This window comes from Candidatus Clostridium eludens, from assembly GCF_045310515.1.
Taxonomy (GTDB): Bacteria; Bacillota; Clostridia; order Clostridiales; family Clostridiaceae; genus Clostridium_B; species Clostridium_B eludens.
Genome location: NZ_JBJHZX010000010.1, coordinates 42,076 through 55,948 on the forward strand (window position 1 = coordinate 42,076; position 13,873 = coordinate 55,948).

Annotated in this window: 10 protein-coding genes; all 10 read right to left on the reverse strand. The window is 29.6% G+C overall.

What is annotated here, in order from left to right:
• Positions 1-13 precede the first annotated feature (13 nt).
• Positions 14-676: a stage II sporulation protein R gene (spoIIR, locus tag ACJDU8_RS08355; RefSeq protein ID WP_406791693.1), complete on the reverse strand. Its 663-nt coding sequence runs from the start codon at positions 674-676 to the stop codon at positions 14-16.
• A gap of 79 nt (positions 677-755) precedes the next feature.
• Positions 756-3,011, reverse strand: coding sequence for a Ger(x)C family spore germination protein (locus tag ACJDU8_RS08360; protein ID WP_406791694.1), 2,256 nt, complete (start codon positions 3,009-3,011; stop codon positions 756-758).
• Between the two features lie 106 nt (positions 3,012-3,117).
• A complete protein-coding gene (locus ACJDU8_RS08365) occupies positions 3,118-4,575 on the reverse strand; it encodes a spore germination protein (RefSeq protein ID WP_406791695.1) in 1,458 nt (485 codons plus the stop codon).
• A 15-nt stretch (positions 4,576-4,590) separates the two neighbouring features.
• Entirely contained in the window at positions 4,591-4,785 is a 195-nt protein-coding gene (locus tag ACJDU8_RS08370; RefSeq protein ID WP_406791696.1) for a CLC_0170 family protein, read from the reverse strand.
• A gap of 475 nt (positions 4,786-5,260) precedes the next feature.
• Entirely contained in the window at positions 5,261-6,103 is an 843-nt protein-coding gene (ispE, locus tag ACJDU8_RS08375; RefSeq protein ID WP_406791697.1) for a 4-(cytidine 5'-diphospho)-2-C-methyl-D-erythritol kinase, read from the reverse strand.
• 123 nt (positions 6,104-6,226) lie between these two features.
• Positions 6,227-8,851: a cyanophycin synthetase gene (gene cphA, locus ACJDU8_RS08380; protein WP_406791698.1), complete on the reverse strand. Its 2,625-nt coding sequence runs from the start codon at positions 8,849-8,851 to the stop codon at positions 6,227-6,229.
• 660 nt (positions 8,852-9,511) lie between these two features.
• Positions 9,512-10,312: a cyanophycinase gene (locus tag ACJDU8_RS08385; RefSeq protein WP_406791699.1), complete on the reverse strand. Its 801-nt coding sequence runs from the start codon at positions 10,310-10,312 to the stop codon at positions 9,512-9,514.
• A 130-nt stretch (positions 10,313-10,442) separates the two neighbouring features.
• Positions 10,443-11,996, reverse strand: a complete 1,554-nt coding sequence (locus tag ACJDU8_RS08390) for a DUF3794 and LysM peptidoglycan-binding domain-containing protein (RefSeq protein WP_406791700.1) — start codon at positions 11,994-11,996, stop codon at positions 10,443-10,445.
• Positions 11,997-12,502: 506 nt separating this feature from the next.
• Positions 12,503-12,739 carry a Veg family protein gene (locus ACJDU8_RS08395; RefSeq protein WP_333859646.1) on the reverse strand — a complete coding sequence of 79 codons (237 nt, stop codon included), beginning with the start codon at positions 12,737-12,739 and terminating at the stop codon, positions 12,503-12,505.
• Positions 12,740-12,943: 204 nt separating this feature from the next.
• Positions 12,944-13,831, reverse strand: a complete 888-nt coding sequence (gene yabG / locus ACJDU8_RS08400) for a sporulation peptidase YabG (RefSeq protein WP_406791701.1) — start codon at positions 13,829-13,831, stop codon at positions 12,944-12,946.
• Between the last annotated feature and the right edge of the window lie 42 nt (positions 13,832-13,873).

Here is a 13,873-nt window from a genome sequence, read left to right on the forward strand (position 1 = left end):
CTTTCTTTGTATATTATATTTGCAGACCCATATCCTTTAACACTTCTAATATTTTAAATTTAACTTTTATGTTATTCTTATCATCCTTTTTATTATTTGCATACAATATGTTATTATTGACCATTTTATATTCTTCCGGTGTTAAGACTTTCTTCATTTCATTTGATACCTGTTTATAGGACACTTGTCCCTTAGTAATATCTACAAAACACAACGGCGGAAACATAACACACCACCAATTTTGACCTTTTCCACTACCTATGATTATCCTATAAGCTTCATATGTTCCTTGTGGAAGAGTTATATTACCGTAGCTCTTTATAGGAAAATTAACCTTAGTTAAACTACTTTTTGCATTATAACTATAACCTTGTTCTTTTATTACCTTATTTGCTATATTGAGTATCTCTTCATTGTTTTCTTTTAAGACTTTCCTAGATTCATTTATATCTTTACAATTTTTTAGTTTAGGTGTCATGTATTTTAATACTTCATCTCTAACTTTTAATTTCAGCTTTTGATCACTCTGTGAATCACTATTTGCTATAACATGAAATCTTATAATTTTAGAAGCCATATCACTTTGTAAGCTACTACTTTTTACTTTAACTAAATAAGAAGATACAGCAAATATACTTATAACACTTATAATAAATACTAATAAAAATCTTTTCATAAATCATACCCCCATTTTTTAATCCTTGATATTTCATTAGTAATTATTGACATATAAGTTTATTTATATTCACTGTATTTTATTTTACTACTCCAATTCTTCTTATTTTTGTATCCACATTTACATTTACAACTGCATCTTTGTATACGTTTTCCCAGTTGCTTTTTACCTGGCTCCATACACCTGGATGATATTTTTCAATATATTCTCTAAATCCCACAGGATCAATTCCTAACTCCTTTTGAGTAACTTTTACTACCGCTTCACATTCTTGCGATATAGCTTTATTAAAACTCTGTTCAATATAACCCAGTGTATCTACGGACAAAACTTTATCATTAGTATAGTAGTTTTTTATTTGTCCCTCTATATCTAAATTTATATAAAAGGTTATCTTTCCTTTTTCTTGGGACATTCTCATTCTCTTACTAGCATTATCAATTGTTATGTCCACAGGATGCCCATTTATATATATCATTTTTTTACCACTTTTTAAATTACCTCTTAATAATTCTATATTAGCAGTTTCTACTTCATTTAAATTTCCATTTTGCTTAAAATTTTTTATTGCAGTTGTGCCTACAACCTTTATATTTTTATTATCATCATCTACAACCATTTTAGGTAATATACTATTTCCATTTTCACTCATTTGAATCAGAAAATCATTTAAAGTAACAGGTAGGATTTCACTATTCTTACTATTATTTTCTATTAAACCTAATATATACATTTCAACACTTTTTTCTACTGAGGTTTTAAATTTTACATATTTTTGTGAATTTCCATCTGACGTCACTATATACATATTTCTGTTTAAAGCGGGTTCCCTTTGAAGGTAATCAATAACCTCTTTTACCACGTCTGGATACATCATTAAGTTTTGACCCAATACTAACAACTTTGTATGACTAAATTTCACAGTTCTACTGCTTTTAAGAATAGCTTTACTTATGGCATCCTGTATTGAATATCCATCTACATCTATGTATTTATCACCAGATATTCCCCCTTTGTCTGGACCTAATTTACTTAAATCCGGTATTCCAAAAGTTACATGAAGTTTTTTAAAATCTATAGATGTTAACGGATCTGTAGGCTTCACATTTTTAAGTTCTTTCCTCTTTCCTATATCTTCTCCAGCATCTATTCCAATTATAGACACTAATTCAGTATTCTCTATTTCAACTTTATCCCAACATCCAGTTAAAAGTACACAAATTATAAGTATGGACGCTACTTTACTTCCGTGAGATTTTTTTCTTAATTTCCCAAATAGAAGTATGGCTATAGGAAGTATAACTACGCTGTATAAAAATAACACAGGTACAAATTTATCTCCTATACTATATAATTCTGCTATATTTTGTGGATATAACGCTACTATATATATTGCCGGAGCTATTATAGCTGATGATAGCTTTATATCATCTAATTTAAATACATCTCTTATTATATCAGAGGATAAATAATATACATTAGAAAAAGTAGTAAAGTAAAATATAATCCAAATAGCCATTACTATTCCTTCCCATCTCTCTATAAAAGCTCCTTGTATATTTATAGAATTTATCATAGTTATTGTAGGCCACAATAATATTTTTGTTTGTTCTTTAGAAAAAATGGCTAAAACAAACACAACAACTATGACATAAAATAAAGTTATAAATATAACACTCTTTAAGGCTATTTTGTTTATACTTGATTTATTCTTTACAAAAGGTCCAATTAAATATATTATTTCTATACCAGCAAAACTATATATTGCACTTTTTAATGCATCCAAATAATTATAAGCATCATTCCTAAACACAGGCAAAATATTAGTAAAATCTGTTTTATTCAAAGCACACAAAAGCATTAAAATTATGGGAATAAACATTATCCAGAAAGAAACCTCATTAAATTTTACTAATGCATCTACTTCATTTCTCACAAGATAAATTCCCGCAAATATAGTGATAATTATTAAAAATTCCGTAGGAGTTCTTTCTAGTAAATACATCTTTACAACTTCTACAAATATTCTCATACCTAAAGATATGGAAAATACATTATATGCCACAAATCCAAGTGCTAAAATACCTCCAAATATTTTTCCAAAATTACGTTCAAGTATAATATTAAATTTATTATACTCATTTACTTTTATAGCTTTATAAGAAATATAAAATAATAAATAAATTAGTATTCCTGCTCCTATAGTTACAATCCATCCATCAGTACCTACTTTGCTTGCTAATTCCCTGGGGTACGAAAATATTCCAACTCCTACGATAGTTGCCACAATAGTGCTGAACAACCCAAACCCTGTTATAAAATTTTTATGCTCCATAAGTATATTCACCTCCTTATCCCAATTTAAGCTTTATAATCTAAATATGATGTTATTAAAAACTTATACCAATCCCATTCTCATCCATTTCACGCTTTCAAATACTTCATCTTTGTCTTACTTTATCTCGAGTATTCATATATTTTGGTCTTTTCTTTAAAAAACTAATAGGAAATCTCAAATACATATCTTTAAAATCATTGCTATTTTCATTCACCATTGGAGATAAATAAGATATTCCAAAACTCTTAAGTCTGATTAAATGTATTAAAGTGAATATAAGACCAATCATAATTCCATAAAATCCAGCTATTGCTGAAGCAATTATAAGCAGAAATCTAATTAATCTAAATGCAGAAGTCATTTCATAACTAGGTGTGGTAAAACTTGTTATAGCAGTAATTGAAACTATAATTATCATTATAGGACTTACCACCCCTGCTTGAACTGCTGCCTGACCTATAATCAAACCTCCTACTATACCTGTAGTAGCACCTATAGATTTAGGTAGTCTAGCTACGGATTCCAATAATAATGCTAAACTCACCTCCATAATTATAGCTTCAATAAATGCTGGGAAAGGTACTCCTTCTCTTGAAGCTGCAATAAAATATGCTAATTTGGTAGGTATTATTCCCGTATGAAAGGAAGTAACCGCAACATAAAGAGCAGGCATTATTAACGAAATTATAATAGATATAAATCTTATCATTCTTATAGTTGAACCATATATCCATCTTTGATAATAATCATCTGGTGATTGAAATAAATTAGGCATTGTAGCAGGCACTATAATTGCAAAAGGAGAATTATCTACTAATATAGTAATTCTTCCTTCATATAGCGCGGATGCTACTACATCTGGTCTTTCAGTACTTTGAATTTGGGGAAAAAGAGACCATTTATTATCCTCTATAAGCTGCTCTACATATCCACTATCTAAAATTGCATCTATTTTTATATTATCTAATCTTTTCATCAGTTCTTCTAAAGCCTTAGTATTAACTATGTCATTTATGTACAGCACTACTACATCAGTTTTAGATCTTACTCCTAAGGGCTTTGGTACAATTTTAAGCCTTGTATCCCGTATCCTTCTTCTTATTAAAGCTGTATTAAATCTAAGGGTTTCTGTAAAACCATCCCTAGATCCCCTTAAAACAGTTTCTCCCGAAGGTTCTGATACACCTCTTACGGGCCACAGCCTTGTTGAAAGTATATAAAAACTTTTCAATCCCTCAAGAAACATCAGAGTATCACCGGATAGTATTAGATCAATTCCCTTCTTAAAGTCTTCTAATTCCTTTACATCAGATATAGCTATTAATTTATCCTTTATTCCTTCCACATGCCTTACATATCGAGCTCTAGTCATTAAACCCCTTAGTAAATCACTTAAAAGTATTTTATCTGCCATACCATCTATATATACTATGGCACATTTTACATCACCTATGTAAAATTCTCTAAAAACTATGTCTGAACTATCTTCAAATAATTCCTTTAAATAGTCTATATTTTTATCTACTTGAGAGTATGCTGCACTCTTTACTTCTTCTTTCATGCCAGTCACTTCCTTTTAAAAAGAATACATAGAGAAGATATATATCGCAGTTGAAAATACCATAAAAATTATTCCAATTATTCTAGACTTTAAAGCTGTTTTTCTTAATTTGTCCCTTTTAAACTTTTTGGGATCAATAAATACTAGAAAAACTCCCTGAACCATCATAAGTATAAAAAAATATTTATTCAGCAAGTGAACTATTCTCACACCTTTTCCTTCTCTCTTTTATTACTTTAAGGATAATCTTAAGTTATTCTTTGCCTATTAAAAGCTATTTATACATAAGCTGAGTATAATTAATACATATATTCACATGCCAAAATAAAAAAATGTTGACAATCATGTTGCCAACAGTAAATCATTTTGTAAATACAATTTTAATATGAGATTTTTATCCGATCGCTACCACTACTAACACCCCCATCGCACTCTGTGAAAGCGATTCACACAAAATTAAAAATTTTGGGTTCTCTGCTTTTCTATCAAAGTGGGGGATAAGAGGTGCTACGCGCCTGGGATAAGTTCTTCCCCTAAAGGATAACGTATTCTAAGTGCTAAAGACACTAAGAATACTGTTAATAAGGTTCAGCTGGAGAAAAACAGTTCTCATAAGCATACTCCACCTGAACCTAAGAATCACTTGATATATGAAGAACTAAACAAAAAAATATTAATCTCAAATCTATATAGTTCTGGTAATAAACACTTCTTTATATTTAGTTTTCATTTTATCATAACACATTTGAGCCTTTAACATGTCATCAAAAAAAGCAAAAACGCTTGGACCACTCCCGCTCATCAAAGACCCTAGTGCCCCAAAGTCAATTAATTCTCTTTTTATTTTTCTCAGTAAAGGATGCTGCTTCAAAGTTACATTTTCCAATATATTTTTCATATTTCTACTTAGCTTCAATAGTGACCCTGAATTTATAGCACTTAGTAGCATATCTGTATCAGGATGCATGTTTATTTTACTTACATCTAAACTTTTATATACCTCTGCAGTGCTTACTCCAAAAAATGGTTTAACCAGTACTAAAACATGATTTTTAAAAGAAGTGAGAGATGTGACTTTTTCTCCTATTCCCTCACATAAAGCAGTTCCCCCTATTATACAATAAGGCACATCTGCACCTATGCTTGTTCCCAATTCAATTAATTCTTTATAATTCAACCCAGGTGTATATATGTCTCTCATAGCTTTTAATACAGCAGCTGCGTCTGTACTTCCTCCAGCAAGTCCAGCTGCTACGGGTATATTTTTATAAATATGTATATTCAATCCACTTTTTATGTTATATTTAATTCCAAATAATTCAGCTGCCTTATATACTAGATTTTTGTTATCACATGGAATATATGATTTATTGCACTGTATTTGTATTCCTTTTTCAATCCTTTGTATTTTTAAAACATCATATAAATCTATAGTTTGCATTATCATTTTTAAAAGATGATACCCATCTTTTCTTTTTCCAACTACATCTAGTGAAAGGTTTATTTTAGCATATGCTTTTACTAACATTGTTAATCCTCCAAAATTATTCAACCATATTCAAAATGAACTAGTTCTAAAAGTATAATATTATTTTAAAATTAAAGCTATACTTTTACAATGATTAAAATATTTAAAGTATAGCTTTTTTCTCTATATCATAGCTATTGAATTTAATTTTTTATTTACTTCATCTAATTTTTTATCTAGCAATTTTATCAAAGAATCCATTTCTTCAAAAAATATTATTATAAAATCTCCTTCTTTAGCAGTATCTATTGCTTTTTCTAAGGCCATTTTTTCATCTAATATAGTCTCTACCTTTTTTAAACTAAAATTTGTTTTCATTACGCCTTTTTTAAGAATAGAAGCTATTTCACCAGATTTTCTGCCTCTCCTATCTTTATCTTCTTTAATATATATGTAGTCAAAATTTTTTCCTGCAATCTCTCCTACTTTTTCCACACTTTTATCAGTTCTATCCCCTGGTACTCCAATTATTCCAACTAATCTCTTGTAATTAAAACTCTTAGCTGCACTTATTACTGCCTTATATCCTTCTATATTATGTCCATAGTCTAAAACTACTTTTATTCCATTCAAGTTATATATATTAAATCGTCCAGGATTAAAAGAAAGATCACAATAAAAACTTTTTAATCCTTCCCTTATAACAGAATGATCTATATTAAGTGCAACTGCAGCAGCACAAGCAGCCATAGCATTTTCTATGTTATAAGCTAATTTTCCACCTAAAGATATTTTTATATCTTCTATGGATATTATAGGAATTGCCCCGTCTTTTTTCTCTAAATACATGATACATCCATCAATATATATGCCACATCCACCTTTATCTATAGTATCTCTAAGAATCAGATTACTCTTATCCTTTGAAAACATTATAATAGAACCCTTCATTCTATTAATTATATTTTTACTTATTAAATCATCTGCATTTAAAACCACATATCCATTTTTCTTTACAGCTTCTCCAACTAAGGCTTTTACATATGCTAGATCTTCTATGGTATCTACTCCATCCATACCCAAATGATCCTCTGTTATATTTGTTATTACAGCTACATCTGCTAAATCATAGGCAAGACCTTTTTTTATTATGCCGCCTCTTGCAGTTTCTAGTACTGCAGCTTCCACTTCTTCATTACTTAAAATAGTTTTAGCACTGTAATATCCTGTAGTATCCCCTTTGCATATGCATTTATTGTCTATATATATTCCTCCTGTAGTAGTCATACCTACTTTATATCCAGCTTTATTTAAAATATGAGCAACAAGTCTGGTGGTAGTGGTTTTACCATTGGTTCCCGTAACTGAAACTAAGGGTATGGATTTAGGTATAGGAAATAACATATCTAATATAGCCCCTGCTACATTTCTATTTTTCCCTTTACCTGGATAATGATGCATTCTAATACCAGGCGCTGCATTTACTTCTATTATGGCTCCTCCGCTTTCAATCAAAGGTTTCCTTATGTCATTACAACATATATCTATACCACATATATCTAATCCTATGGTACTTGCAGTTCTTTCACAAATATCTATATTTTCTTTGCATATTAGCTCTGTACAGTCTATTGCTTTTCCTCCTGTAGACAAGTTTCCATTTTCTCTTATTATAAGTTTCTTATTCTTTGGCAAAATACTATTTAAAGTATAATTGTTTTTACTTATATAAGATCTCAGTTCCTCATCTATTTTTATTTTAGTTAAAGGTTTTTCATGACCTTCTCCTCTCATATTATCTTTATTTATATCTTCTACTAATTCAAGTATTGTCTTTACTCCATCCCCTATAACATAAGGAGGTATCCTCTCTGATACAGCCACTACTTTCCCATTAACTACACATACCCTAAAATCCTTGCCACATATATTTTTCTCTACCATTATGTCACTAAAATTTTCAGATAATATTTTATAGGAGCTTATAGCCTCTTTTTCATCTTGTATATTTACAAATACTCCTCTGCCCTGGTTGCCACAACAAGGTTTTAAAACTATAGGATATCCTATTTCCTTAGCTTTTATGACTAATTCTAAAGGATTCCCTATTCTTCCTCCCTCCGCTACAGGTAAACATTGATTTTTCAGCATTTCTTTAGTCAACATTTTATCACAGGATATATCTACCCCTACAGCTTTTGTATTACAAGATATGGTGGCTTCTATTATTTTACTATACTTTCCATATCCTAATCTAAACATGCTTTCATTTCCAATCCTAGTTACAGGTATTCCCCTCATTTTAGCTTCAGATATTATACATGATGTACTAGAACCTATTTTTTCATGTTTTAATACTTCTTTTAAATAAGACATGGCTTTATCGAAATTATAATTTACTCCTTTTATAAAAGAATTTATTAGATTTACGGCTATTTTCCCAGCTTCAACACCTGTATTTTTATATAAATACTCATATATTATGTAATATTTATCCCCATTTATTTCCCGGGATTTGCCGTAAGATACGTTAATTCCTAAACTATTTTCAATAGCAATGATGATATGTTCACAAACATGAGCTAGATAAGTTCCTTCTCTTAATCTCTTTTTGAAACCATGGTTTTCGTTTATGCCACATCTATGTTCCTCTAACTCTGGTATAACCTCTAATAAAGTTTTATTAAATCCTTTTATTTGATTAGTTGGAGTTTCACTATATCCTTCCAAATCTACAGACATTTTTATGCACCTTTTATGAGCAAATATATTTCTTCCTTCAAAAATTTTAAAATCATCTATCCTCATTTTTGTGTATATTGCCCGTTACGTAAACAATTTGACTTCTATCCCAAGGCTGCCATAACTAATACACCCAGTTTTTCAAAGTAGGAGATAAGCATTACTGCCAGCCTAAATAAGTTCTTCTAAAATTTAGCTAAAGAAAATTTCACTGAATCTAAGAAAACCTGATAAAAATTCTGTTTACTTCCCCCTTCATAGTATCTGATTTTGCCAATAGGCTACTTTCGTTTGGCCTGATACTCCAAGGGCTTAAAATCCCGTTTAGTTTACGGTATATCAGCATCTATATTCGTATGCTATTTAGTCATCTTCAAATAAATAACTATCAGTCGGTATGATATTTTACACAATACTGCTCCAAACAGAATTCATTGACATCACTATCAAAGAACCTGAGCTGTTGCCTTATATAAAATGCCTTACCACCTCTAACTCAGTATTTATTTTCAGACACCTTACTGATTTAACGGTTTTTTCCGACTCCTCCCTTATATCTATTTGACCTTTTGTTAACCTCTATATAATTTAGTTTACCAATATATTTTATAATGACTTATTTAACAAATATGTCCAATTTAAAAACTGCTTATAAAATTAGTTCATTTTAAAATATTTCAACAAGCTATCATTTATTCCGTACAAAAATTAAAAATCCCTTACCTATTATGAAGGCACTTTAGTAGAAAAGTTAAACTTATTTCCATTTTTAAGTATATGTAGCTTTACGTTAAAGATGGATAATATCTCATCCTGATACTGTTCTGATACATTACTATAAGTTATGTTAGAACCATCTATTACATATACTGCTCCCGAACCCATTACCGTAAATTGTCCGTTATTTTTAACTATAATAGCTGTATCTTCATCTATTCCAATACCCAGACTTTGAGGATTTTCTGCTATTCCTACTAAAAGCCTTCCTATTCTTCCTCTTTGTGCAAAATGTTGATCAATAATTACACCTTTTATAAGGCCAAGTCCTGGAGCCATTTTCAAAGTACACTTCTTAGGTGATTCATCATTAGGCCCCGTTATTATCATAGTATCACTCATAATAGAAGCTCCCGCAGAAGTTCCAACAAAGGTACATCCATTTCCATATAGTTCTTGAATTTTTGAATATAAAGGTGTTCCACCTATGAGGCTTGTTATTCTGAGCTGGTCACCTCCTGTAAAAAATATTAATGCAGCGTTTTCTATTGTTTCTATGCTGTTTACAGCAAAAGCACTTTTTCTATCTATTATATTTAATATTTTTACATTTTTTATGCCTAGTTCTGTAAATATTCTATAATATTCATTTCCTAATTCCTCAGGCACTTCAGAAGCAATAGTGGCAATTACAAGTATATCTTCGTCTTTTTTTAAGTTGCCGCAAACTTCTTTCAATATTTTTTTATCACCAGTTTTATCTTCTGCCCCTCCTATTATTATTAAATTTCCTTCCAACTTTTCTTCCAAAATCATACACCTTCTTTTGTGGATATTTTATATTTTTTCCATATTCCTAATTATTATGCGCATGCTATCTGAAAATAGCCATAAAATAAAAACTTCAGCAGTTTACTACTGAAGTATATATACACCTAAATTATATTATGGCTCTCCCAGGTACGATAAGTTTTTCTCCAACTTTTATGGCATCTGGATCTTCTATATCATTTAATTTTATTAAGCTTTCTATTGTGGTGTAGTATTTCTTTGCTATTTTCCATAAAGTATCATCTTGCTGAATTACATAAATAGTCAAGCTAGATTTTTTAGCTGGGAACTCTCCTTCAACAGTATCTATATTCACTAAAAATTCTTTGTGGGTAATATAATTCACCCTTGCATACACTTCTGCTACTGCCTTTACAGCTATAGTATCTATTTCTATGTTTGCTTCTATACTTTCTAAAGATATTTTTGATATACACTGCATATCAATTTTACTATCAGGTATATCTACAGTACAGCTAAACGGTATTTCATCAGAAACCTTATTTATTTGATTATCTGAATCTTTATACAATATCTTAGCATTTAAAACTCCTTCAACAATAACTTTATCTTCCACTATTTTTTTATCGGTGGTACATACTTCTCCATGACACATAAGTACCTCTGTAGGTTTATGCTCATTACCTAATTCTATATTAGACTTAATTATACTTGGAACAGTGTTTTGTCCGTGCACTACATTCAATTCATAATCTTTTCTTTCCATCTGCATAAAATTAGATGGAGAATAAGCATCTTCTATTATGTCAATATCTTCTTTATACATAACTTTAGTATTAGCCGTTACAAGTGCTTCTACTTCAATTATTCTATTTTCTCCTAAATCATCTTCCTTAACATTTCTTTCTACTTCACTTACATTAAAACCAGTATAACTTTCCATGGAAGGAAAAGCTCCATCTAATGAAAGTTCCTTATTTACAAGCACATCTTTTTCTACACATACAATATCCTGTGTATCTTTTCCTCTATAAAGAAACCTAGTAAGCACGTAAGCTTCCACAGATACCTTATTCTCTAGTATTTTTACATTTTTCTTGTGGACATTTACATCATATTGTAATATACTTTCAATTTGAGGTTTATCTACAGGTACTTGTATTTCAGCTTTCACAACTAAATCTCCTGAGACTGTACCTACTATTTTATCTATGGTAGCAGGATTTTTTAACATTTGTATATCCTCAGAACCTCCAATATCTTTTATAACTTCAAATTTGTATTTTTTATACACCTCTGCCTTTAGTTTTATAATTCCTTCAACAGATACTTTTCTCTCATTTGCTATCATACAATTCATATGTTCTACATAACAATTAGAATCACAAAGCATCACATGTTCCGCTCCAGGCATTTCCACATAATTAGAAAAAGCTCCTGTATAACCTACACTATAAATACCCACATCTTCATCTTCTTTAGCACGATAAAGTATAGTATATTCTACTTTCCCTTCTATAAATACTTTATCTTGCATTACTTCCTTATTAGTTATAACAGGTCTTGCTTCAAGAATTAAAATATCTGCTACATCCGGGTGAGTATCAGGTATTATATACTCCTCTTTTATAATAGTATCAGAAAAATTTTCAGCCAACATCTGTTCACATTCTATATTTTCCTTAATAAAATCTATATCCATATTTATTTACCTCCCCATAAGGCCTACTACTTATATATATAAATTGAAAGTAAAAAATATGCTAACATTCTGGATAATTTTATAATGTCTATTAATATTGACATTTGCAGAGTTTTGACGTAATATTAAATTGGTTGTTAACCATATAACCTCTCATAAATTCTCAATACCCTTTTATACCATAGAAGAAAGATGGAAACTTGCCATCTTTCTTCTTACCCTATGAGATATATCTATATTCGAACTTAAGTAATTAACAAATAAAAAGTAGTATCCAGAACAGTAACTATTCTACATACTACTTTAATTCCACATAAAATATTAAAAATTATTGTTCATGAATAAAATACTTTATCTTATAAATGTATACTAATAAATTTTCTATCTAAAAACGCAATTGCTTAAATATCAAATGATCATTACTGAAATAATAAAAGAATAGTAACTTCAATAAATTGATTTAATAGATATTGTAAAAATAAACTGGCTCTGAGTTCAGTACCAATTTATACTGCGAAAACCAATTGAACTGTTTTAGTTAGAACATCTGAATAACTATAAGTGACTTTCCTTTGGGTGTCATTCTCCAACCTAATTACAAATATGCTGGGGTAAGCTTTTTCTATTATTCCTTTATTTATAAAAACTTTTCTCCTTCCACCATTTGCTTTTAAGGTTACCTTATCTCCTACATGATTTTCTATATTTTCTCTTATAGAAGCTAATACGTTCGAACCATCCATTCCAAACACCCTCTTTCTACATTTTATATTATACACTTTAAATCTAGTTATGTCAATTAAACACTTTAGTATATCCTTAATAAATTATTTTGTCAATATTAAACCTTTGTAAACAAACTTAACTTATCTTTATTTATACTATTTAAAATGATTATTTCTCTAAGTCCCTCATATATACAATAATATTTACAATTTTTATGATTTTTATACATATGGCGATTTTGGAAATCCTTCTCTATATTTTCCTCTTGTTTGCAATCCTCCAATGCCATTGGTTCTTGTTATTGTATTTTGCAAAGCTTCTTGAATTGATACAACCTTTTCTATATTAGTATAAGCTATCTTTTCACACAAGAATACTGGATCCAAACAATGTATAAGTACTCTACTAGGTGAACTTGCAAAATTTGCACCTGAATCTAAAATTTTTTCATAACAAGATTGACAGGCTCCTGCAAATATTACCAAGTCATCATAATTAGATTTATAATTTCTAAGTTCTGATACTGTATCAACAAAATATTTGGAATTTTTATAATTATTTAGATCCATATAATCCTTAGCATCTTTAACTATAGCATCATGTCCTGTAATAACAATTATATCTGGTTTGACTTCCTTTACTAAAGCTAATACTTTTTCAGGTTGTTCTTTTTCCTCTATATTTTTTCCAACCACATCTAATAAAAGTTGCTTATATACTTTAAGACACACATCTAAGTATTCTGCATCTCCATCTATATGAAGTATCTTACCAGGCCTTCCAAAAGCCAATTCATTTTTAGAATTATGGGATGCGAATTTCGTTACATTATACTCTTGCCTAAAACCGCCCCTTTGTCTAAATCCTCCTCTATTCATTAAAATATTTTTAATTGATTTATTAACCTGTTTATTGAATATCTTCTCCTCTTCTGTAAAGGAATTTTGTGAAACAATTTCTAAATCCTCTTCCATGGAATCTGCAATTATTCTTAAATTTATTCCTTTCAAATTATATACAACACCATCTTTAGTTTGTTTTAAGTCTATTATTTTAAAAGTTATATCTTTATCATAAGATTTTCTTACTACTACATCACCTATTTTCATATTCTATACATCCCCATATATAAAAAGTCATGCTATATATTA